Below are 22,390 nucleotides of genomic sequence, written 5' to 3'. Positions count from 1 at the left end.
CTTGAATATCACCTTTTTTCCATCGTTAGGAGGATTTTTTATGAAAAGACACCTGATTGCTCTCGATCTTGACGGAACTCTATTAACCGATGATAAAGTCATCTCTCCCCGTACCTTAAAGACACTCTCTGCCATAAAAGCCCAGGGTCATCACGTGGTCATTGCAACAGGACGCCCTTACAGAGCGAGCAAAGACTATTACAGACAGCTCGGACTGGATACCCCTCTCGTGAACTTCAATGGTGCATTCACTCATCATCCCGTTTCGAGGACAGCCTTTTCAGATATCCATTCACCACTTGATAGACAGGCTGCAATGGATATCCTCGAGATTTGCGAGTCACAAAAGGTTGAAAATACGATGTTTGAAATTAAAGACCGCTTCTACTTACGCTACGCAGAGCGCGGATTTGCTGAAGCTTTCACGATGAACCAGAAACCGGGCGGAGTTGGGCCACTGAGGACCTTGCTGAAAGAAGCCCCGACATCCATCCTGATTCACCCGGAAGAAAACCGCCACCAGGCAATCACCAATGAAATCACGAATCAGTTTGATAAATCAGTCGATCAGCGCACCTGGGGCGCACCTTGGAACGTCATCGAAATCGTCCGCTCCGGAATCAACAAAGCCTTCGGTCTGAAAAAAATCGCAGACTTCTACGGCATTCATCAGGATCAGGTCATTGCCTTTGGTGATGAAGACAATGATTTGGAAATGATCGATTATGCCGGGATCGGGATTGCTATGGAAAACGGGATACAGCCATTGAAGGAGATCGCTTCAGATGTTACCCTCAGTAACGGACAGGACGGGGTTGCACACTTCCTCGAGTCCCATTTCAAGCTCAATCGACAGTGAGTTTCCGATTCATCACACCTGTTAAGACAATCTGATATGTCAAGACAGCTCAACATCAAATCATGCAAGGAGCGAACCAATCATGCACATACGCCACGTGGAAAAACCCGGCACACTCGACGAAATTAACGGCATCACCAATCTGATGATGGAACGCATTCACACGCTCAGTACCGACACATCGGAAATCACCATGCACAAAACCGTAAGCCAGGCACTGACGCCGGGCACACGGTCTGACTTCTTCATCGCAGTCAATTCAGAAGGTACCATCATTGGCGCCATTTTTTTGAATCGTAACATCGGCCTTGATCACGGCGGTGAATACATTTGGCTCAATGAGCTGTACGTCCGAAAAGACCACCGTAAACAGGGCATTGCACGAAAGATGCTGATGGCAGTCGTTCATTGGGCAGAGAATGAAGGCTATAAAGCAATCGAACTCGAGACCGGGATGAATAACGAAGCCACGAAAAAACTGTACAACTCCCTTGGCTTTTATGATGTTATTTCCAAAAGGTACAGCAGAGCCCTCTGTTAAAGAAGGAACTGATCAAGTACTGTCAAAAACAGAATCGCTCCTGCAACAACAGCAATCAACGGGGCCCTGAACCATGCCAGGAAAGCCGCGAAAACGGCCCCGGCAATGCCCCATATCATCTGTTCCCCGGCGTAAAGGATACCGGGGAAAATCAGTGCGCCGAGAATCGCAAACGGCACCCTTGAGAGCATTCGCTTCGACCATGCCGGCCAATGCTCTGTGTTCATCGCCACGAGTGGCAAAAGCCGCGGGACAAACGTCACCAGCCCCATACCGATTATCATCCAAAACAGATTCATCTCCATCAGCGGTGCCTCCATTCGATCCATCTTTCAATCCCCTCAAAGACAAGCACCGAAGCAATCGAGGCGAACATAATCGCCCAGCCTGTATCCAGCACCTGTGCAAAAACCAGATGAAATACTCCTCCGAGTAAAGCAAGGAATAAGGCACTTCTCCCGGTCTCTTTAACGGACGGCACGAGAAGCGCAATAAACAGGGCGTAAAGCGCAAAACCAAGGCTCTCCTGTATCGCACCCGGAATAATTCCCCCTGCCAGAAAACCCACAACTGTAAATCCTGTCCAACTCATAAAAGCGACCAGGCCGGTTCCGGTAATGTGCATGACCCTGAGCGGGTCTCTCTTAGCCGATGAAACAGCGAAAACCTCATCGGTCATCACAAAGGCAGAAAAAACCCTCGGCAGAACCGGTGACGGTTCAAGCCTCGATGCAATCGACGCACTCATCAACAGATGCCGGACATTGACAATAAACGTTGCAAATATGATCGCAATGATGCCCGACCCTGCAGCGATCATGGACAGTGCCATGTATTGCGCAGCCCCGGCAAAAACAAGAAAGCTCATTAGAAACGATTCAAGGAGTGACAGACCTGTGTTCGCTGCAATCAGACCGAACGCAAGTGCTACCGGCATATAACCGACGGCGATCGGAACCCCGTCCATCATTCCCCTTAAAAAATCTGACTCAGAAGACTGCATATCACGAACAGAATCCATTTCCAATTCCCCCTATACATACAAAAACCTGGCCGTTAAGCCAAGTTAATCGCCTCTCTATGTAATCATCTTATCCAATCATCCATACGGTAACTCACTATTCAGCATCAAAAAATCAGAGGCCCTTTTCACTCCAACAGGAGCGGAAAAAAGCCTCGTCTCAGTCATAAAATCAGTCGTACACTTTTTCAAATGATTCCTGAATTTTCGGCAGGAGATCATCCCACTCGGCACCAGGCTCTTTGTTTACAGTAACAAAATCCTGGAAACCGAAAATATTGTCCACACCGTCCAGGCTGAGCAGCTCTTTGGCAAGTGCATGATCTGTTTCCTGTCCTTTTTTAAAGGATGCACTTCCGGAACCCTCAAACAAAACCTGATTCGCTGTAAATTTCATTGCATTCGGATTTGGCGTTGGTTCGCCTCTTACTTCAATTGCCATTCGTATTCCCTCCTCTGTATGAATCTGTTTATCAGTTTAACATGGCTTTGATTCATTGGTAAAGAAATTGAGTGCCGGATTATTTTGAAGTACAATTGATCTTAGAGAAACAACAGGAAAAGAGGTGGTCATCATGAAACAGAACGGGTCAGAAGACATTCATTCAGAAACGGTCATCGCCTGGGGACGGTTTGAAATCACTGATTCGACAATCCGCTCGTTTTATAAAGAGAACGGTTTGCCGGATGACAACGCAATTCTCGAGTCTGAAAAAGAACGCTGGAAGACGATTCTGATTGAGGCCGGCATCTTTTCCTTCGTGAAAAAAAGGCTCGATCGCCTGTTTCGTGAGCTGTTCGACATGACCGCTCACCCCGCCACCGGAGAACAAAAAAATGAACAACCCGGTCCTTCGGTCGATTCGTTTCTCGATCGTTGGCTCATCCGTCCCCATGCAGGTACATATAAAGCCCGGTTTCAACAGGCAACACCTCAAGAGCAAATTCACATGAGGAAACGTGCACTGAACGAACTGCGCCTTCATACTCATCACCCCGGAGCTGCGCGCACGCTTTATCAGCTTTATGTCTTTCATGAAGCCATTGATGAAGGTGTCGCACACTGGTACAGGCATACCATGACCAACCAGAAGTTTACCACGGAAGAACTGCAGTTTCTCGGGTTTCTTGCCGATCTGGTACCGGAGACTGCGGTAAAACTGATTCTTCAAACGATCGATATACAGGCCGAAGTCCAGAAGCCCCATACCCGGTCAACCATTCCTCCGCTGTTAAAACGGCTGTTTCAATGTGTCGACGAAGAGGAAGCCGATCGGCTGATTGCTGTTTACAAATCCCGTTTTGCTCATCGAAAAAGCATGTTGGAGTTGATCTTGTAAGATGGCCCATTCACTCGTGATTCAACCTGATCATCGGCACTTTCCCTTCTTACTGTTGGACAAAAAAGCAGATCTTATAACGAATATCCGTATGAAGCAAGCGCTATACGACCACGACCGCTCATCCGGTTACGGGCTGGCCTTCTCCCTCAAAACGGTGAAGCATGCCTCAGATTCCTGCAGGGCCGTTCCTGTTTCCCTCACTGCAGCGGAGCACTTACTGGGGGACAAAGAAAACCATTTTCCTACAGAAGATCCATGGATCCAATATATTAAAGAACTGCTTGCTGTGCCGTTACTTCCTGCACCTGACGGGAGCTGGTTCTTTCAGTTCATTCCGCTTGCTGTTCCGACAGAGATTCACGTGGTCAACGATGCCACCCTGACTTCATACCGATCTGAAGAAGTAGACTGGCAAAGATGGCTGATCTCCTTTCTCACCTGTACATCACCGTTTAAAACAAAAAAACAAAAGCTGATCAACGATCTGAAACTGTATGCAAACTATGAAGAAATCTCGGAATGGGCAAGTCAGATTCATAAAGATTCCGCGATAACAGCTCCTTTACCTTCACCGTACTATCAGCTTGCGATTCAAGTCATGAACAACGATTGGTGCACAGAGACGTTTCAGATGGAACTGATATTGCACGAACCGGATAGCAACCGGTCTGAGTGGCTTCTGACCGCACATGTCCGCGAGCTGGGTCAGAACAAACGGGTCCCCTATGAGGAGATCATCATGGGTAATCATCCTTTTTCATCCAATCCGTACCCATCTGCCAAGCAATTGTTCACCCGGATCCTCGGTCTTTTCTCAGCAAACGAGATCCCTGTACAAGCCTCTGAAGGGCAGCTTGAACTGAGTGAAGACAGCATGGCGCTGTTCGTATCGGATATCGTGCCTCTTTGCAAGGATATGGGCATTAACTGCTGGCTCCCTTCGTCATTGAAACAAGAGCCTGATCTTGCCATCCGTATGCAATTGAATGAAGAAGTAGAAGAAACGTTTTCCAAAGGCCCCTGGATCACAAGTGATATTTCCTGGACCCTGAAACTGAATGACGAAGAGATGGAGCAACAGCTCTTCAGGCAACTGGTCGAAGAAGAGCGCCGGGTCATCCATTTTCATGATCGCTGGTATTTGTGGAATCAGGAAGAGGCAACCAGATTGCTGAATGAAGCGGACCAGACGAAGCCGAAAACTCTCTTTTTTCAAGGATTGCGTGAACAGGCCATTGAACCACAACATCACGGGGACTCCCCGAAAGGCCGTGAGCCGAGCCGTCAGATCGATGTAAACCGCATCCTTGATTCCATGCGCACCCATCATAAACCGGAAGTGCTTGAGCCGTGGAACAGCCGCCTCAGATACTATCAACAGGAAGGACTCTCCTGGCTGCTGGGTATGCGCCGACTTGGGATCGGAGCCATTCTTGCCGATGACATGGGGCTTGGGAAATCACGGCAGATCATGGCCTATATCGATCATCTCATAGGCGATCTGAAAACGTCCCGCTTTCTGATCGTCTGCCCTTCAAGCCTTCTGCATCACTGGGATCAGGAGCTCGCTCAATACTTCAGTGATGATTGGATCCACATTCACGAAGGAACTGTCGCCCATAGACGCGATCAGTTTCAAAGCAGCAAGACAAGGGATCATTGTATCCATGTCATCTCCTATGCGACCCTCGTGAGAGACCAGGCCCTTTTTGAACAGGTCAAATGGTCCGCCATGATCATTGACGAAGCACAAAAAATCAAAAATCCAAGGACCCAACAGCGTAAAACCGCAGCAAAAATGGAAGCTGCCCATACCATTGCCCTGACAGGCACGCCTGTCGAAAACCATCCGGAAGAGCTGATCAGTCTGAGTGAACTGATTAATCCCGGGTATTTGCTCGACACGGCAGAACCGGAGTATGACCGGGATTTAAAACCTGATCTCATCAAACAGCTGATAAGGCCGATGATGCTGAGACGGACAAAAGAAGAGGTTCAAGAAGACCTCAAACTGCCCGATAAGACGCATCATCATCACAAGCTTACACTGTCCTTTGAACAGGAAACGATGTATAAAGCTGTAGTAGAAGAAATGTTTGATCAGTATGAAGAAGCGCCGGATCCGGTTAAGCGTGCCGCGCTGTTTAAAACGATGATGAAGCTTAAACAGCTTTGCAATCACCCCGCCCAGGCGCGAAAAGAGCTTGGATTAAATCGGTTTAACCCAGGGCGATCACCCAAATGGGATCTTGCCAATGAGCTTTTGTCGAATTGGGCCAACCAGGGGAAACGTGCCATCGTCTTTACCCAATTCCGTTACACCGGAGCCATGTTTCAGGAAATGCAGCTGATCCAAGGCAACCCGCCAGTTCCTTTTCTGCACGGCGGTTTAACGGCGATTCAGCGAAAAAACATGATCCGTTCCTTTAAAGACAACCCGGACATACCATTTATGATTATTTCCCTTCGAGCAGGGGGATTTGGGCTAAACTTAACGGAAGCATCCGCAGTCCTTCATTTCGACCGCTGGTGGAACCCTGCTGTGGAAGATCAGGCCACTGACCGCGTTCACCGGATTGGCCAGAAGCAGGCCGTCGAAGTTCATACGCTCATGGCAGAAGGAACCATAGAAGAGCGGATTGATGATTTGATTCAGAAAAAACAGCAGCTGCAAGAAGCCTTAATAGACGGGAGACCGCTCCCGCTCTGGACACTCAGCGAATCCGAACTGAGAGAGCTGTTTTCCCTGCAACCCTGACCCGTAAAGGAAAAATAAGAACAGGCAGGACGCCTGATGCAGAAGGCGTCCTGCCTGTTCGTTACGTTACGGATAGACCGTTTCAGCTTTGAGTTCAAATTCATCTGCCAATACCTCTGTTTCAATAAGCAGAGGCCCGTAATCACCGCTGTATGACTCCCATACATCTTCAAACGTCAGCGAATCACCGGCTCCGATCTGTTCTTCAATCAGTGCTTCCGTAAACATCATACCCTCAGCAAAATCATATAACTTCTCATCGTCCTCGTCATAAATTCGTACATCAAACTGGTGACCGGAGCGAAAAGTGAGATCCACGGTCTCTGAAGACTGATTATTAAGTGTAATCAAAATATGAAGATCGCCATTCTCTCCGTTTGCTTCGACTTCTGCGGTTACATCTTCACCGTTCATGTGATCTTCCCCAGTCTGTTCGTCTGTTTGCTCTGTCCCGCAGCCAACCAGCACGAGCATCGTACCTGCCAAAGATAATACGGCTCTTTTCATCGCCCTCACACTCCATTCATCAGCATGTATAGCTTTCTACCATTACAGACGATGAACAGCTGTAAATGTTTCAAAATGGCGCAGACAGATCCTCAGTCATTCTTCATGTGTTTGTCATAATACTGCACAGAATAGACAGCTCCTTCATCAACCATCGACTGATCCTCAAGATCCTGATCATCAGGATGACCGACCTTCTCATGCAGATACGGCTTGTAATCTGACGCCGTTTCATTGAGCAGTTTTGCTCTCGCTTCATTCAGCCACTGATTAACCTTCGTCCTGTTTTCTTCTTTGCCTAAATAAAAAGCAGTTGCAGCAACACCGGTCACAAGCAGACCGGAAGCAATGGATTTCATCATCGTATAAGCCTCCCTTTTGCTGAAAAAATATGTATACCTTTTATAGTTATAACCTGAATCTTCTTTTAATAAACACTGATAATGCACGTTTACGATCATCCATTAACGAGTTAAACGTTCTTACAGTGTAAAAAGAAAAGATCTCTTCCATTTCCGAAGAGATCTTGATAATTCTTTATCTGCTTATTTTTGATTGATCGTCTGTTTTAACTGATCAGGTGCCTCAATGACGTTCTCAACGCCGCCTTTTACATCGCCATCCCAAAACATCATACCGCCTTCAACATTGGTAATACGATCGAGACCCTGCTGTTTCAGATACATGGCCACGTTTTGAGAACGGTTTCCGCTTCTGCAAATGAAGACGTACTCCCGGTCCGCTTCAAAACCCTGGATCATTCCCGGAATTTGATGCATCGGCAACAGTGATACACCTGGAATATGGCCGGCATCAAATTCTTCAGGCTCTCTGACGTCAATGACCATTGTCTCTTTATCATTTTGTTTCAACATATCTTTCAATTCCTGATTATCAATCTGCTTAATTCCCTGCATCATGTAACTCATAGTTTCTCACCCCTGTGTATTGTTTAACTCTTACGCATATAATACCCTATAAGGTATCGTTTGTAAACCATTATTTTGGTCCACGCGATATGCGCGTCGAATTTTCAGAGCTGAAAAAGACATCCAACGGGCCAGGCATCAGCCATTCAGCTCTTCATCGACTTTTTTTCTGAGCTGTAGGAGCCTGTACGTATGAGAAACGACAACTTTGGTAACGGCGTAAAGAGGCACTGCAAGAATCAGGCCGATCAACCCGCCAAACCTGCCTGCAACAAGAATGAGAACGATGATCGTCAACGGATGCACTTTCAGTTTCTTCCCCATCACATTCGGAGAGATCAGGTTACTCTCAATCTGTTGGACAATCACAATCGCAACGATGACCCAAAGCATCGTCACCCACGAATCAATCACAGCGACAATAACAGCCGGGATCGTGCCTATCCAAGGTCCGACAAACGGCACAACATTGGTCACCATGGCAAAGAGCGCTAAAATCAGGGAATAGTCAACTCCAATGATCAGGTAGCTGATATACATCAGTGTGCCGACAAACAGACTCACGATCAGCTGTCCCTGAATATACGAGCTCAGCTTACTGTCCATATCTGATAAAATACGTTTTCCCTCGACTTGTTGCTTTTCAGGCAAAAATCGCAGCACCTGATCCGGTGCTTTGTCTCCGTCTTTCAACAGGAAAAACAAAATAAACGGAAGGACAATGATCACAAGGACAAAACTTGTAACAGCCCCGATAAATCCGGCAATATTATTTCCGAGGAAATCAAATGCCGCAGCCATATAATCCGCGATATTTTCTGTCAGATTTTCAATGGAAAAGGTTTCACTTGGCTGAAACTGATCCTGAACCCACGGATTGTTCTCAATATTGATTATCAGTTTACGCACCTCTTCAAAAAGCATCGGCGCATTATCTACAAGATTCATGACCTGCTCTTGAAGGGTCGGTCCAATCAGAAAGACGATAAACGTCATCAGACCTATACCTGCTATGTAAATCAATAAAATGGAAACTACCCTCGGAACTTTGAACCGTTCCATAAGATTCACTACCGGACGCAGTAAATAAAAGAGAACACCCGCCAATAAAAATGGAAGAAACATCGTTTGAAACGCGACCTGCAGGGGATTGAAAATCCAGGATACTTGGGACCCAACGAGAATAATCAACAGAGATAATAAAATAATCGTCAATACTTTTATGGTTTTTGATTGGAACAATCCTGTCACCCACCTTCACTTTTCTATTTCAAAAGTATACCACATCTGATAATTCCGGTCATTGCTGTCGAAGTATCAGGCTATCCAAAAAGAAATCCGGACCTGTTTCAAACGGTCCGGAAAAAGCAACAGAAGTTATGAAGTCGATGTCACATTCTGAATCAGTTTTTGCGTCGTCTGTCGCTTGATCATTTTATGCGGAATCAATACCTGTTTTGATCCGGTCTCGGGATGAAGAATCTGATCAATAAGCAGGTTGCAAGCCTCAAAACCCAAATTGTAAATATGAATATCAACCGTTGTCATCGGTGGCGAAGACAATTCTGAGATCATCACATTGTTAAAGCTGATGATTGACACATCATCCGGGACCTTCATCTCCATCTCCGACAGCATTCGCATGACGCCAAACGTCATAATATCATCAGCAACAATCATGGCGGTCGGGGGATCATTCAGGCTCATCAGGTCAATAACCGCTTCCTGGCCACCTTCCTGAAGTTCTTCATGAAAGACGACATAGTCATCAAGCAGTTCCATGCCTGCGTTGGAGAGTGCCTTCCTGTAGCCTTCCATATGGTCAACTGTGACTACAAAATCCAGATTCCCCCCGATAAAAGCAATGTTTTTGTGTCCGAGAAGCAGGAGATATTCCGTCACGGTCTTCGCTGCCTTGAAGTTATCGTTGTTAACAAAGGTAATGTCCCGTTTTTTTTCATCATATGGCCGTCCGATTACGCTGAACGGGAAGTTTTCTTTATACAGATAATCGACGACTTTGTCGTCCACCCTGGAATAAAGCAGGATGATCCCGTCGACACGTTTTCCCTGCACCATGTGCTGGACCTCTTCGAAGATTTCCGCCTCCGTCTGACCGGTGGATAAGTAAAGGCCGTACTCAAGCTGGTGTGCTTTGGAACTGATGCCTCTGATTACTTCCGGAAAAAACGGGTTCTGAAACGTTTTATTTGCCGAATTCGGCATGACAATCCCAATTGTGTTCGTACTTTTATTGGCAAGACTTCGTGCATTGAAGTTCGGGTGGTATCCGAGTTCTTTCATGGCTTCTCTCACTGTTTCTTTCGTTCGTTCACTGATCCTGGGACTGTTTGCAATCACGCGCGAAACAGTCGAAGGGGCCACATTTGCCAATTTTGCAACATCCTTTATCGTCACAGCCACTGTCTTCACTCCCCTTCTCTTGATCAAATCAAGTCCGTCATTAGTACTATCATATCTCGACAATTACCCGAATGCAATTCTGTGCACCAGGATTTCCGGACAATTTATCTGACAAATCCGCCAATTTCATGAATCATCATTCATGAAACCGCTTTACTTATTATCCGTGACTTAAGAAGACATCTCACCTGCATTGAATCTGGATTCATCCCCATCATGTCATTGCTGTTATGTAGTCAAAAGGAGATGGAGGACATCCCCCATCTCCCCGTTCTTTGAAGTGAAAATCCTTAACCTTTTGTTGCACCTGCGGTCAGACCACTGATCAGATATCGTTGCAAGAAGAGATACACTGTTGCAATCGGTACCGCAATCAGAATTGAGCCTGCAGCAAAACGTGTGAAGTTATTGGCGAACTGGTCATTAACAAAGTTGAACAAACCAAGTGCCAGTGTGAAGTTCTCCGGACTTCTCAGCACAATCCGCGGCAGGATAAAATCCATAAACGGTGCCATGAAGTTAAAGAGCGCAACCACTGCAAGGATCGGCTTTGCCAATGGCAGCATGATCGTAAAGAAAATTCTGAAGTGTCCCGCTCCGTCAATCTTGGCTGACTCATCGAGTTCGCGGGGAATGGTATCAAAATAGCCTTTTACAAGGAACGCATTCATCGGAATCGCTCCACCGATATAAATCAGGATCAGACCAACCAGGCTGTCGAGAAGCCCGATCGTGTTCAACAGGATATAGAGGGCAACCATGGCCATCAATACAGGGAACATTTGCAAAAGCAGGAACGCATAAAGACCGTTCTTTCGCCCTTTGAACCGGTATCGGGAGAATGCATAGGCCGTCAGACCAACGATAAACGTTGCAATCGCAGATGTCGACAGTGCCACAATCAGCGTGTTCTGATACCAGATCAGGTAGTTACTTCTCGGGTCCGTAAACAGCCAGATATAATGCTCAAAAGATGGATTCTCAGGAATCATCGTCGAACCGTAAAGACTGCTTCCCTCGTTCAGGGATAGACCAAACGCCCACATTAACGGATACAGGATGATGATAAACATAATCCCGATGATCGTATAGAGCACAGAGAGTTCGAGAATGTTTTTTGTTTTCTTGCTCATCGGTTTTCGTTGCTTTTTCGCTGTGTTATCGCTCATTAGAATGTCCCCTCCTCTTTAAAGGACCGCGAACGACGGAACTGGAAGAAAGCGAATGTGGCCACCATCAGTCCGAGAATAATTGAGATCGCCGCAGCCATCGCAATCTGTCCGGTCTCAAAAGTCAAACCGTATACCCAGGAAATCAGGATATCCGTACCCCCTGCAACCTGGTTTCGGACCGGTGGCCCGCCCTGGTTAAACAGGTAGATAATATTAAAATTATTAAAGTTAAAAGAATACTGCATGATTAAAAGTGGTCCCGTCGCAAACATCAAATGTGGGAACGTGATGTTGCGGAACTTTTGCCAACGGTTGGCTCCATCAATATCAGCGGCCTCATACCAGTCGGACGAGATACTTTGAAGAACACCGGTAAACAGGGCATACACAAACGGGAAGCCAAGCCAGACCTGAATCATTATCAGTGCTATTCGGGTGAATGTGGCATTTTGCAACCACGGTAATCCATCGCCAAACAGCGGAATCAGAATCTGTGTGTTAATCGCACCAAAGTTATCATTGAAAAGTGCTGAGAAAATGATAATCGTGACAAAGGCAGGAACTGCCCATGGAAGAATAAAGACTGTGCGAATCAGTTTTTTGAACCGGATCCGCGGATCATTCACGATAATGGCAAGAAACATCGCTAGTGCAATCTGCAAAGTCGTTGCCACAAACGTCCAAATCAAGGTCCAGGAAAGGACATTCACAAATGTTCTGCGCCAAATATCCATCGCGAAGAGATCGACGAAATTCTGAAAACCCACCCACTCAAGCAGATGCCTTGGAGGCTGATTTGTCGGGCTCAGGTTTGTGAAGGCAAGGAACATCATAAACATCAGTGGGAATACGACAACGAAAATGAGAAGTGTTAAACCCGGTGCAATAATCAGGTATGGAAAACTGTTGTCCCAGGCGTTTTTGAATCCTTCACGTGCACCCGGCACGACCCATCCTAGTTGTATTCTCTTTGCGTCTTTATAAGCATCCTGTATTGAGATTCCATACATTGAAAGAATAAAGACAGTAAAAATCAGTGCCAAAATCCCGTTACTGAGAAAAACCCGTGAGTCATCTACCCGTGGTTCAGTTCCCAGTGTAACCAACCCTTGCAGTCCAGTTGACAAAAAGTCAAACATGGCGACAAGAAAAGCAGCAAAGAGAATAAATAGGACTGTTCCTTTTAAATAACGCTTGTTATAGATTTGTCCCAGACCAGGTACAACCGATAACAATGCGGCCACTTTCGGGTTATGCTTCGGATTTACAATCATATCATCTGTCTGGTTTTTATCCGCAGCCATTGCGTTTCCTCCTAACTGAAAAAGGGGGGATCAGGGGGCGACCCCTGATCCTGCCTTTCATGCCAAATTAAATTTATTGCGTCATTGCAATCTGTTCTTGAATTTGTTGAACGGCTTCTTCAAGGACTTCCTGTGGGTCGTCACCTTGAGAGATAAATTGCAGCGCGTCACCAATTGGTTCCCAAACCTGAGACATCGCTGGAATGTTCGGCATTGGTTCAGCATAATTAGTTTGTTCGAAGATCGGAGACATGAACTCATCATCAATTGTGACGGCAGAATGAGCTGGAAGCTCACCGGCAGTTTCAAAATAAATTTCAGAGTTCTCAGCGTTCGTCAGGAACAACGCAAGTTCAGTCGCCCAGTATGGATTCTCAGAGTAATAGTTTACCAACCAGCCCTTGTTACCTGAGAATGAACTGAGGCGCTCACCTTCCCACTCCGGAAGTGGTGAAATTGCCAGACTGTCGCCAAGAGCACTCTCATAGTCAGGGATCGACCATGGACCTGTTACAACCATGCCGACCTGGCCATCAGTGAACAGTCCATTCATCGTGTCACCATCAATTCCAACAGGCATTAATCCTTCCTCAAACCATGAAGCAATCGTTTCTGCACCTTCAACAGCCCCAGGAGAAGCAAGACCAATATCCTCCGGATCGTAGACACCATCAGCATCCTGAGCAAATACATAACCGCCAGGGCCAGTCAGGAATGGATAAGTGAAGTAGAAGTTTGTTGCTTCCATAAGGAAACCGTAGCTGCCATCACCAGTCAGGTCTCTTGCGATATCCATCATTTCGTCCATCGTTTCAGGAGCATCAGGAACAAGATCTGTGTTGCGGAACAATGCATATGTTTCAACAACAGCCGGAATACCGTACTGAACGCCTTCGTAACTGAAAGAAGTCACAGCTTCTTCATTGTATTCAGCCAATCGAGCTTCCTGATCAGCAGTCAGATCAAGTTCAAGAGCAAGACCTTGTCTTGAAATATCACCCATTCTGTCATGCGGCTGGAAGAATAGATCCGGACCTTGGCCTGCAGGACCATCCAGAGACATACCCTCTGTCTGTTCAAGCATGGAATAAGGTGTGATATCCACTTCGATATCGTATTCAGCTTCAAAGTTTGCTGCAATTTCTTCATACGCATCAAGCTGGGCATCCTCGTCATTGACCCACATTGCGAGTGATTCAGGCTTGTCCGGCGCTTCTGCATCGCCATTGGCATTTCCTTCATTGTTGTCGTCATGATTTTCTTCGTTTACTTCATTGTTGTTACCCGGATCATTGACAGCGACTTCGTTGTTGTTACCGTCATCATTGTTTCCGCAGGCAACGAGTCCCAGCGATAAAGCAGATACAACTGTGAGTGAACGTAAAACTGGCTTGCTTTTAAACATGGTGTTTCCCCCTTAAAAATTGTTTTAATAGTTGCCAACGATTCACTCCGCTCACTGGCCCCTGCTTTCAAGGAACAGTGCAACATGAGACAATCGTTTGCATGAACGATGCAAAAGAAACGCGATACTTATTCGTGAAATCGTTTGCATCGCTTATGAATTCATTATACTACCAACATTCAAAGAATAGCAACCCTTTTTGTAAACTTTTTTGCCAAGTCACAAGAAAACGTGTAAGGGCTTTCCCCATCAGTCTCAGAGGCCTGACTTTAATTTGGCACTCTCTTCGGTAATGGTTCTGACCTGATCGTTGAGAAGCGTCTGACGCTCTTGTTGAACGGTCACTTCCTGATCCACCTCTTTCGTCCTTGATTCAAGTTCCACTGCCGAATCCGCAAGTTCTGTAACGGCTTCTACCACTTCCTCAATCGCTTCATTGATCTGCGCAATCGACTCTTCTATATCTGCCTGATCTTTCGATGCGGAACGATTCGACAGTGCAATGTCCGTGAACAGTTCAGTCGTTTTTTCTGAACGTTCTCCGGTCTCGCGCATCCGTTCTGTCAGTGAACCAAAAGATTGGAACACCTGATCAGTATCACGGTTCAATTCCTTGACGACCTCTGCAGACTGCTTGGAAAAATCATTCGTACCTTGCGACAGTTTTCGAATTTCATCAGCCACCACAGCAAAACTTCTGCCTTCCTTCCCTGCTTTCGCCGCTTCAATGGATGCATTGATGGCAAGGAGATTCGTCTGATCGGCGATCCCGTCAATGCCTTCAAGGAACTTTGACATATGTTCGAGTTTCTCTTTCATCTGCCCTACATCGGTTTTGGCGGTTTCCGCCTCTTTGATCAGCCTCTTCACAAGTTCCTGCAGTGACAGCATCGTCTCCCTGCCGTTTTCGGTTACCTGATTCACCTGCGTCATCCGGGCATTCATTTGTTCAATCGAGGAACGGATTTCCTGAGAACCTGCCGATACTTGTTCTGTTGTCGCTGAGACTGACGAAACAAACTCCGATTGGCTCGCGGTTTGTTTTGTAAATTGCGTCATGGAAGCTGAAATATGATCCATCCCGCGAATTTGCTCATGAGACATACGATCAGCAGCATCCGTCAGTTCATATACCTTCGCACCAACCTCTTCATTCACTTTAAACAGCTTATTCAGGGTATCTCCCATGTGCCCGAGCCTCTTATCCACATGACCGAATTCATCCGTTCTTTCGTGTGAGTGTTCAAATGAGAGATCCCCATTGTCGTATGCATTAATTCGTTCCAACACATGACGGAATCCATTTCTGAATGAAGTTGCAAACAGGATGAGTGAGACTAATGGGACAAAAAGCAGGACAGTAATCGCACCTATTGTCATTGTATTTGTTGTCTGCAAAGCTGCCTCCAGATTTCCTGCAGCATTTTCCCTGTTGTCAGTGAGTTGATTCTGAATGCGATCATCAACGTTCGCGAGAGATACTTCAGTTCTGGTAATCACCGGAACAACCCTCGAGCGTATCCGCTCAACCTCATCTCCGACATAAATCGTGGAGAAATGATCATCATAAAGCTGACGATAAGCTGTCAAACTGTCTTCAATAAAATCCAGGTAATGCCTGATTTCCCCCTGTTCATCTGCATCATTTACGAGACTTATGTAATGACTGTCCGCTTCAGTGAGTAAACGATCCAGTTCATTGATCTGGTCTTCACTATAGCCATCGGTGACAAGCTGGTAATTCAATAGACCAATTTGTTTAATGGTCATGACAAGTTCCGTATACTGATCCTGAAATTGTGATGTCTCTTCCATTGACTGACTCTGTTCCTGAACCTGCGATGAATAATGGAGAATGATCGCTCCTGCAGATAGCGACACCATGACGATCACCGCAATTAATCCATAGAGTGTGCGAACCATTTTATTGGTTCTCCTGCTTTTGTCTTTCCTTTGAAACAGCCGCCTCAATTGCACTTTCACTACTGTCCCTCCTTATTTGCACGTTTTATGCAACGTTTGCAAAACCAATCGTACAGCGATCGTTATGCAATCGTTTGCGTAATTGAGGTGATTATAGCATGATTCTGTTATAATTGAAACCGCTTCAATCTTTTTTCATCAACCTTTCATTGCAGGATATTTATCATTGAATGTCTGTCTGTGTTCTGATTTTATAGTAACGAGGATTTATGTACCGAACTCTCCTGATTTGATCTGGCTATTTTATTTCAGGTTATGTCATAATGAATGCTTCTGAAGCAGACTTCCTCCTGGTGCTCATTTACATAATACCAATCAGCCTCTCTTGGAACCAACCGTATATGATGACAGAAAGATGGTGACCTTTCATGACTGAAGCTCAAAAGAAAACTGCATCAAAAATGACGTTATTCGCCATTACATGGCCTATATTTATTGAAATTCTGTTACATATGCTGATGGGGAATGCAGACACGCTGATGCTCAGTCAATATGATGATGATTCAGTAGCTGCAGTCGGCGTTTCCAATCAGATTATGAGTGTCATCATTGTCATGTTCGGTTTTGTTGCCGCAGGAACGACCATTTTAATCGCACAAAACCTGGGCGCAAAAAAATATGAACGGGCGGGGATCATTGCCGTAGTATCCATTGTTGCCAATATCTTTTTGGGGCTGCTGTTAAGTATCGGTTTATTTCTCTTCGGTGAACAGATTCTTACATTAATGAATATTCCCGAAGAGTTAATCGACATTGCCCTGATTTACTTGCAGATTGTCGGTGGATTTGCCTTCGTTCAGGCTTTAATCATGACCTTGTCCGCCGTTATTAAAAGTCACGGCTTCACAAAAGACGCCATGTACGTGACGCTCGGGATGAACGTGTTAAACGTCATCGGTAATTATATCTTCATTTTTGGAGCATTCGGTGCCCCTGAACTCGGGGCTACCGGTGTAGCCATGAGTACTGCGTTCAGCCGCGCTCTCGGGACAGTTGTACTTTTTGCCGTCCTCTACAGGAGAGTCCAGGGAGACTTGCCTTGGAAAAAAACATTCAGCACATTCCCGAAACAGGAATTTGCCGATCTCTTCAGAATCGGGATTCCTGCTGCCGGCGAACAGCTGTCTTACAATGCCTCCCAAATGGTCATTACCTATTTTATTGCATCGATGGGTACGGTGGCTCTCACAACAAGGGTCTATACCATCAACATTGTCATGTTTGCCTTCCTGTTCTCCATTGCCATCGGCCAGGGGACGCAAATACTCGTAGGCCATATGATAGGAGAAAAGCGTTATGAGGATGCTTATCAGCGTGCGATGAAAAGCTTGGGGATCGGGGCGGGTGTCTCCGTCTTCGTTTCGTTTCTGTTCATGGTATTCAGTGATCAGCTGTTCAGTATCTTTACCGATAATCAGGACATCATTCAGCTTGGCGGAATACTTCTCATCATTACCGTCATTCTTGAACCCGGCAGGGCTGCAAATTTAATTATCATCAATACATTACGTGCTGCGGGAGACGTCAGATACCCGGTTTACATCGGGATTCTGTCAATGTGGGGAGTCGCTGTATTGGTGAGCTATATGGCAGGGATTTGGTTCGGACTGGGCCTGATCGGAATTTGGATTGCGATGACCCTCGATGAATGGCTGAGAGGTCTGCTGATGATCCGCAGATGGCGACAGGGGAAGTGGCGAAACATGTCTTTTGTGGACAGAAATGAACAGAAAGCAGACAACGAATAATATGCATATTTATTCAATGAGGCTTTTTCGGACTGGGGCCGTCAGATTTTCTGCTTTCGTGAGCTGTATCATACAACAGATGAGCCAGAGCCCCTGATTGTACGTATGTCAGTCTTTATGGAACTGATACAGATGTTTTTCACAGCTTTTCGCGATTTTATTTTTGACATTTTTAAATTAATTTGATTAAATGTAAGAGAATATCAGCCATCTTTTATACGATGGTTGGTATTTTTACGAATTCTAAAGGGGGAATTACACATGAACAAAAAAGGAACAGGCCTCATCGCATTGGCCGCAGCCGGAAGCATTCTACTTGCAGCTTGCGGGGACGGTAATGACACTGCTGAAGTAAGCAGCCTTCAGCTTGGTACTGGTTCAACCGGCGGTACATATTACCCGCTCGGTACAGAAATGGCCAACGTCATTAACAATAACGTCGAAGGCTATGACGGGTTTGATCTCAGTGCCGTGTCATCCGGTGCATCTGTTGACAACCTGTCGAATATCGCACAGGGCGAATTTGAACTCGGTATGACGGTTCACCTGCCTGCATTGGATGCATTAACAGGAGACGGTGACTTTGAAGGTGTTGAGATCGACAATTTCGGCTTCATGGGTCATATCTATCCTGAGGTAATGCAGATTGTCACAACTGAAGACAGCGGCATTGAATCGATCGCAGACCTTGAAGGTATGCGCGTTGCCATTGGACCACCGGGAAGCGGCACACAGGCAGCTGCGAAATTGATCCTCGAAGCATACGGACTTGAAGACGGCGATTACGATGCGTACGAAGAAGGATTTGGTGACGCAGCCGGCCGTATTCAGGACGGTAACCTTGACGCTTCTTTTGGTCTTCTCGGTCTTCCGGCCGGAAGCATCGACGAACTGTCTATCTCAGCTGATATTCAGATGATTTCACTGAGCGATGAGGGCCTTGGTTATATTGAGGAAAACTCCGGTTACGAGGCGTTCACGATTCCTGCAGATTCATATGATTTCCTTGAGGAAGACATCCAGGCAATTACGGCATACGCTGTTCTTGTCGGGTCGACTGACACGATTGATGAAGATCTCGGTTATGAAATTACCCGTGCTCTTTTCGATAATGCCGGCAGTGTTTCTCATGCACAAGGTGAGCACCTCACACTTGAAAATGCACTGAACGGTTCAGACGGCCTGCCAATGCACCCAGGTGCTGAACGTTACTTCCAGGAACAGGGTCTCCTTGACTGATTGAATTGAAATGAAAAGCCGGACATGATCTGTCCGGCTTTTTCATCCGTTTACTATCCAATTTCAACCATTGTGATTGTCATATATTTATGTTAAATATGAAATATTCGACTGACTTTATCCTCTGCAAAAATGGCTATGCAGAAGATCGACGAAAACGCAGGAATGAAAATAATAAACGATCCTGTGCTTTCGTGGATTGATCAGCGAATTGGGGGTTTTACGAAAAAGAGTGAATCAGTGAGGTGACTGCAATGTCAGAGAATAAAGAAGAGTTTTTGTCAGAAAAAGAAAAAGAAGAAATGCTTTCAAAATATGATAAGGAATCATCATTTCGACAATTTCCCGGTAAATGGGCCTGGGTCATTGCATTTCTTGCCATATCCCTGACGGTGTTTCATTTATGGCGAGCCACTCCGCTAAGCGGCGGTCCACTGGTATCTCTCCTCCAGGGAGCTGTACATTTGGGGACGGGCTTGGGATTGATATTTCTTTTATACCCGGCAAAAGCCGGCGGTCAAAAAAAAGTTGGCGTTCCCTGGTATGATGTGGTTCTGGCGTTTTTATCCATGGCCTCAATTTATTACATTATATTCAGATACGACTGGATAACCGGCGCTGCCAGAGTCCTCGGCTTTACCACCATTGATATCATCGTTGCAACCATCGGGATTGTTCTGCTGCTTGAAGCAACCAGACGGGCAGTTGGAATGCCGATTGTCGTAATCGCCACACTCGCGATTGTTTACGGGATGTTCGGAACGAATATCCCGTATTTCGGACACGGCGGTTTCAGCTGGGAAGGTCTTTCGAGGCGGTTGTTTTATTCATCCGATGCCATCTTCGGAACGCCGATTCAGATTTCGTCTCAGTACATCTTTTTATTCCTGTTCTTCGGTGTCATGCTGACAAAGACAGGCGTCGGTCAGTATTTTAACGACCTTGCATTCGGAGCAACCGGGCGTTTTACCGGTGGAACAGCAAAAGCCGCCGTCGCAGCCTCTGCCATGCAAGGCACGGTAACGGGCAGTTCCGTTGCAAACACAGTGGCTTCCGGGTCATTTACCATTCCAATGATGAAACGTGCCGGATTCAGGCCCGAATTCTCTGCTGCCGCTGAAGCCTCTGCTTCAACTGGCGGTCAGATCATGCCGCCAATCATGGGGGCAGCGGCGTTCATCATGGCCGAATACGTATCGAGCGTCAGCTACAGTGATATCATTATTATCGGGATTATCCCCGCCTTGCTCTATTTTACCGGTGTCTTTATGGGAACACACTTCGAGGCAAAGCGCTTTGGCATTACCGGTTTACCGAAGGAAGAACTTCCCTCAGCAAAAGGACTCCTGAAGAATTCCTATTTGCTGCTTCCTCTTGTCGTCATCATCTCCATGCTTGTTGACGGACGTACACCGATGTATGCGGCACTCGGGGGGATCGCAACTGCCTTTGCTGTTAGCTTCTTCAAAAAAGACACGCGCATGACACCAAAGCGGATCATTGCGGCCCTTGAAGAAGGGGCACGGGTTGCCCTTCCGGTCATTGCTGCGTGTGCCAGTGCCGGTATCATAGTGGGGATTGTCGTCTTCACAGGTCTCGGCGGAAAGATTGCAGGTGGGCTGTTGGGCCTTGCCGGAGACAATCTGTTCTTACTCTTGTTCTTTACGATGATCGCATGTATATTGCTTGGAATGGGTCTGCCTACAACAGCCAACTATGTTGTCACGGCATCCATGGCAGCTCCGGCACTGATTGAATTCGGTGTCCCGGAGATATCTGCTCATTTCTTTGTCTTTTACTTTGGGATTGTCGCAGACATCACTCCGCCTGTGTGTCTGGCGGCGTATGCCGGAGCCGGCATCGCCAGGGCGAATCCGATGAAAGCAGGTGTCACCGCCTTCAAGCTTGCAATCGCCGGGTTTATTATCCCGTATGTCTTTGTATACAATCCGGCGCTTCTCCTTGTTGATGCAGACGTGATGACAGTCATATTCCTCGTCCTTACATCACTACTTGGCATGGCTGCCATCAGTGCAGTGATGATGAATTATTTCATCTATTCCTTTAAATGGTATGAACGGCTGCTCCTTTTCGCTGCCGGTTTCATGCTGATCACACCAGGAAGCTATGTGATCGAAGGAACCGGATTCTTGATCTTTGTCGGATTGATCGTCATTCAGTCCATCCGCAAGAAGAAAATCGAAGGAAAATAAAACAGGCCCGGCGTCAGTTAGACTGATGCCGGGCTTTTTGTGCATTACATCCAGAAATGTCCTGAGAAGGGTGTCACCTTAATCATAAAATACATCGAAGGTTTCCCATAGCCCTTCAAGTTCAGAGAGCCGTTTTTCAATTTTTTTATGTTCACTTCTTGTCAGTGCCGTAATCAGTGCGGATACAATGCTCATTGGCGCAGAAAATGAATCAATAAACGAGTTGATCTCAGTCGCGGCCACAAGCTGCCTGTCTCCGTAAGGAACGAGCGGGCTCAACAGATGATCCGTCACCACGACGGTCTTAGCCCCTTTTTCTTTGACGTATTTCATGACTTCCACGGTCCGCTTTGTGTACCTTGAAAATCCGAGACCGATGACCAGATCCTTTTCTGAAATATCAAGGAGATGTTCGGAGACACTGTCACTTTGGCGAATCATTTCCGTATTTTGCAGCACAAGATCAAGGTAAAATTCCAAAAAGCTCCCGAGACTCGCAGCACTTCTGTAAGCAATGATATAAATCCGCTCCGCTTCAATCATGTCGCGGACAACCATCTCAAACTGATGGGGATCAATCTGATGCAGGGTCGTTTTAAGATTTTGAATATCATCTGAAAGAACTTCCGTCACCACATCTTCCACCTGTTCTCCTTCATTCGTTGTTCTTCGCAGCACTTCCGCGGATGTCATCCGTTTCTGCAGGGCCTCCTGCAGATGCCGTTGAAAGTCCGGATACCCCTCGTAGCCGATATGGTAGGCAAAGCGCACAATCGTCGACTCTGCCACTCCTGAATACTTCGCGAGCTTGGATGCCGTCAAAAACGGGACGGTTTCTCCATTATTCAAAATATAGCGTGCAATTTTCTTATGGGATTTACTCATCTGTTCCTGTTTCGTAATGATCCGCTGGTACACATCACTCTCAAACATTTCTATTCACC

General features: G+C 46.3%; 20 protein-coding genes. 7 read left to right on the top strand and 13 right to left on the bottom strand.

Annotation, left to right across the window (positions count from 1 at the left end; all coding sequences use genetic code 11):
* Positions 1-40: 40 nt before the first annotated feature.
* Both BSEL_RS07855 and BSEL_RS07850 read left to right on the top strand, forming a co-directional pair.
* Positions 41-859, top strand: coding sequence for a Cof-type HAD-IIB family hydrolase (locus BSEL_RS07855; protein ID WP_013172457.1), 819 nt, complete (start codon positions 41-43; stop codon positions 857-859).
* Positions 860-941: 82 nt separating this feature from the next.
* The gene (locus BSEL_RS07850) at positions 942-1,400 is read left to right on the top strand and encodes a GNAT family N-acetyltransferase (protein ID WP_013172456.1); all 459 of its coding nucleotides are present in this window, start codon (positions 942-944) and stop codon (positions 1,398-1,400) included.
* Here the strand turns inward: BSEL_RS07850 and BSEL_RS07845 are convergent.
* The 3 genes from BSEL_RS07845 to BSEL_RS07835 all read right to left on the bottom strand — a co-directional run bounded on the left by BSEL_RS07845 (position 1,397) and on the right by BSEL_RS07835 (position 2,863).
* Positions 1,397-1,729 carry an AzlD domain-containing protein gene (locus BSEL_RS07845; protein ID WP_232970499.1) on the bottom strand — a complete coding sequence of 111 codons (333 nt, stop codon included), beginning with the start codon at positions 1,727-1,729 and terminating at the stop codon, positions 1,397-1,399. The two genes, BSEL_RS07850 and BSEL_RS07845, sit on opposite strands and share 4 nt — an antisense overlap.
* Positions 1,705-2,421, bottom strand: coding sequence for an AzlC family ABC transporter permease (locus BSEL_RS07840; RefSeq protein WP_013172454.1), 717 nt, complete (start codon positions 2,419-2,421; stop codon positions 1,705-1,707). Before BSEL_RS07840 ends, BSEL_RS07845 begins: the two co-directional genes overlap by 25 nt.
* A gap of 172 nt (positions 2,422-2,593) precedes the next feature.
* Positions 2,594-2,863 (bottom strand): NifU N-terminal domain-containing protein, encoded by a 270-nt coding sequence (locus BSEL_RS07835; protein ID WP_013172453.1) that lies wholly within the window; start codon positions 2,861-2,863, stop codon positions 2,594-2,596.
* Between the two features lie 133 nt (positions 2,864-2,996).
* Between BSEL_RS07835 and BSEL_RS07830 the strand changes: the two genes are divergently transcribed.
* Both BSEL_RS07830 and BSEL_RS07825 read left to right on the top strand, forming a co-directional pair.
* Positions 2,997-3,761 carry a hypothetical protein gene (locus tag BSEL_RS07830; RefSeq protein WP_013172452.1) on the top strand — a complete coding sequence of 255 codons (765 nt, stop codon included), beginning with the start codon at positions 2,997-2,999 and terminating at the stop codon, positions 3,759-3,761.
* A gap of 91 nt (positions 3,762-3,852) precedes the next feature.
* Positions 3,853-6,522, top strand: a complete 2,670-nt coding sequence (locus BSEL_RS07825; protein ID WP_177304820.1) for a DEAD/DEAH box helicase — start codon at positions 3,853-3,855, stop codon at positions 6,520-6,522.
* Between the two features lie 66 nt (positions 6,523-6,588).
* On the opposite strand, the gene BSEL_RS07820 is transcribed toward BSEL_RS07825, so the two are convergent.
* The 9 genes from BSEL_RS07820 to BSEL_RS07780 form a co-directional block, all read right to left on the bottom strand.
* Entirely contained in the window at positions 6,589-7,029 is a 441-nt protein-coding gene (locus BSEL_RS07820; RefSeq protein WP_013172450.1) for a BsuPI-related putative proteinase inhibitor, read from the bottom strand.
* A gap of 92 nt (positions 7,030-7,121) precedes the next feature.
* Positions 7,122-7,391: a hypothetical protein gene (locus BSEL_RS07815; protein ID WP_013172449.1), complete on the bottom strand. Its 270-nt coding sequence runs from the start codon at positions 7,389-7,391 to the stop codon at positions 7,122-7,124.
* 183 nt (positions 7,392-7,574) lie between these two features.
* Entirely contained in the window at positions 7,575-7,958 is a 384-nt protein-coding gene (locus BSEL_RS07810; protein WP_013172448.1) for a rhodanese-like domain-containing protein, read from the bottom strand.
* A 138-nt stretch (positions 7,959-8,096) separates the two neighbouring features.
* Complete coding sequence (locus BSEL_RS07805) at positions 8,097-9,200, bottom strand: AI-2E family transporter (RefSeq protein ID WP_013172447.1); 1,104 nt, start codon at positions 9,198-9,200, stop codon at positions 8,097-8,099.
* Between the two features lie 135 nt (positions 9,201-9,335).
* Positions 9,336-10,382, bottom strand: a complete 1,047-nt coding sequence (locus BSEL_RS07800) for a LacI family DNA-binding transcriptional regulator (protein WP_013172446.1) — start codon at positions 10,380-10,382, stop codon at positions 9,336-9,338.
* Positions 10,383-10,672: 290 nt separating this feature from the next.
* Positions 10,673-11,515: a sugar ABC transporter permease gene (locus BSEL_RS07795; RefSeq protein WP_041582364.1), complete on the bottom strand. Its 843-nt coding sequence runs from the start codon at positions 11,513-11,515 to the stop codon at positions 10,673-10,675.
* 35 nt (positions 11,516-11,550) lie between these two features.
* Positions 11,551-12,858 carry a sugar ABC transporter permease gene (locus tag BSEL_RS07790; RefSeq protein WP_013172444.1) on the bottom strand — a complete coding sequence of 436 codons (1,308 nt, stop codon included), beginning with the start codon at positions 12,856-12,858 and terminating at the stop codon, positions 11,551-11,553.
* 73 nt (positions 12,859-12,931) lie between these two features.
* Positions 12,932-14,263 carry a sugar ABC transporter substrate-binding protein gene (locus tag BSEL_RS07785; RefSeq protein ID WP_013172443.1) on the bottom strand — a complete coding sequence of 444 codons (1,332 nt, stop codon included), beginning with the start codon at positions 14,261-14,263 and terminating at the stop codon, positions 12,932-12,934.
* A gap of 255 nt (positions 14,264-14,518) precedes the next feature.
* A complete protein-coding gene (locus tag BSEL_RS07780) occupies positions 14,519-16,246 on the bottom strand; it encodes a methyl-accepting chemotaxis protein (protein ID WP_041581822.1) in 1,728 nt (575 codons plus the stop codon).
* A gap of 368 nt (positions 16,247-16,614) precedes the next feature.
* On the opposite strand from BSEL_RS07780, the gene BSEL_RS07775 reads away from it, so the two are divergent.
* The 3 genes from BSEL_RS07775 to BSEL_RS07765 all read left to right on the top strand — a co-directional run bounded on the left by BSEL_RS07775 (position 16,615) and on the right by BSEL_RS07765 (position 21,446).
* Entirely contained in the window at positions 16,615-17,994 is a 1,380-nt protein-coding gene (locus tag BSEL_RS07775) for an MATE family efflux transporter (protein WP_013172441.1), read from the top strand.
* 261 nt (positions 17,995-18,255) lie between these two features.
* Positions 18,256-19,233, top strand: coding sequence for a TAXI family TRAP transporter solute-binding subunit (locus BSEL_RS07770; protein ID WP_013172440.1), 978 nt, complete (start codon positions 18,256-18,258; stop codon positions 19,231-19,233).
* Between the two features lie 254 nt (positions 19,234-19,487).
* Positions 19,488-21,446, top strand: coding sequence for a TRAP transporter permease (locus tag BSEL_RS07765; protein ID WP_013172439.1), 1,959 nt, complete (start codon positions 19,488-19,490; stop codon positions 21,444-21,446).
* 78 nt (positions 21,447-21,524) lie between these two features.
* On the opposite strand, the gene BSEL_RS07760 is transcribed toward BSEL_RS07765, so the two are convergent.
* Entirely contained in the window at positions 21,525-22,379 is an 855-nt protein-coding gene (locus BSEL_RS07760) for a MurR/RpiR family transcriptional regulator (protein ID WP_013172438.1), read from the bottom strand.
* Positions 22,380-22,390 lie beyond the last annotated feature (11 nt).

The sequence above is a fragment of the [Bacillus] selenitireducens MLS10 genome, assembly GCF_000093085.1.
In the GTDB taxonomy this organism is placed as follows: Bacteria; Bacillota; Bacilli; order Bacillales; family Salisediminibacteriaceae; genus Salisediminibacterium; species Salisediminibacterium selenitireducens.
Note: the sequence above shows the minus strand (reverse complement) of the source record. Positions and strands in the feature narration are given on the sequence as shown.

What these genes read in the sequence shown, in the direction of transcription:
- BSEL_RS07855 (WP_013172457.1), top strand. Translation starts at nt 41, where the DNA reads ATGAAAAGACACCTGATTGCTCTCGATCTTGACGGAACTCTATTAACC.
- BSEL_RS07850 (WP_013172456.1), top strand. Translation starts at nt 942, where the DNA reads ATGCACATACGCCACGTGGAAAAACCCGGCACACTCGACGAAATTAAC.
- BSEL_RS07845 (WP_232970499.1), bottom strand. Translation starts at nt 1,729, where the DNA reads ATGGATCGAATGGAGGCACCGCTGATGGAGATGAATCTGTTTTGGATG.
- BSEL_RS07840 (WP_013172454.1), bottom strand. Translation starts at nt 2,421, where the DNA reads ATGGATTCTGTTCGTGATATGCAGTCTTCTGAGTCAGATTTTTTAAGG.
- BSEL_RS07835 (WP_013172453.1), bottom strand. Translation starts at nt 2,863, where the DNA reads ATGGCAATTGAAGTAAGAGGCGAACCAACGCCAAATCCGAATGCAATG.
- BSEL_RS07830 (WP_013172452.1), top strand. Translation starts at nt 2,997, where the DNA reads ATGAAACAGAACGGGTCAGAAGACATTCATTCAGAAACGGTCATCGCC.
- BSEL_RS07825 (WP_177304820.1), top strand. Translation starts at nt 3,853, where the DNA reads ATGAAGCAAGCGCTATACGACCACGACCGCTCATCCGGTTACGGGCTG.
- BSEL_RS07820 (WP_013172450.1), bottom strand. Translation starts at nt 7,029, where the DNA reads ATGAAAAGAGCCGTATTATCTTTGGCAGGTACGATGCTCGTGCTGGTT.
- BSEL_RS07815 (WP_013172449.1), bottom strand. Translation starts at nt 7,391, where the DNA reads ATGATGAAATCCATTGCTTCCGGTCTGCTTGTGACCGGTGTTGCTGCA.
- BSEL_RS07810 (WP_013172448.1), bottom strand. Translation starts at nt 7,958, where the DNA reads ATGAGTTACATGATGCAGGGAATTAAGCAGATTGATAATCAGGAATTG.
- BSEL_RS07795 (WP_041582364.1), bottom strand. Translation starts at nt 11,515, where the DNA reads ATGAGCAAGAAAACAAAAAACATTCTCGAACTCTCTGTGCTCTATACG.
- BSEL_RS07790 (WP_013172444.1), bottom strand. Translation starts at nt 12,858, where the DNA reads ATGGCTGCGGATAAAAACCAGACAGATGATATGATTGTAAATCCGAAG.
- BSEL_RS07785 (WP_013172443.1), bottom strand. Translation starts at nt 14,263, where the DNA reads ATGTTTAAAAGCAAGCCAGTTTTACGTTCACTCACAGTTGTATCTGCT.
- BSEL_RS07775 (WP_013172441.1), top strand. Translation starts at nt 16,615, where the DNA reads ATGACTGAAGCTCAAAAGAAAACTGCATCAAAAATGACGTTATTCGCC.
- BSEL_RS07770 (WP_013172440.1), top strand. Translation starts at nt 18,256, where the DNA reads ATGAACAAAAAAGGAACAGGCCTCATCGCATTGGCCGCAGCCGGAAGC.
- BSEL_RS07765 (WP_013172439.1), top strand. Translation starts at nt 19,488, where the DNA reads ATGTCAGAGAATAAAGAAGAGTTTTTGTCAGAAAAAGAAAAAGAAGAA.
- BSEL_RS07760 (WP_013172438.1), bottom strand. Translation starts at nt 22,379, where the DNA reads ATGTTTGAGAGTGATGTGTACCAGCGGATCATTACGAAACAGGAACAG.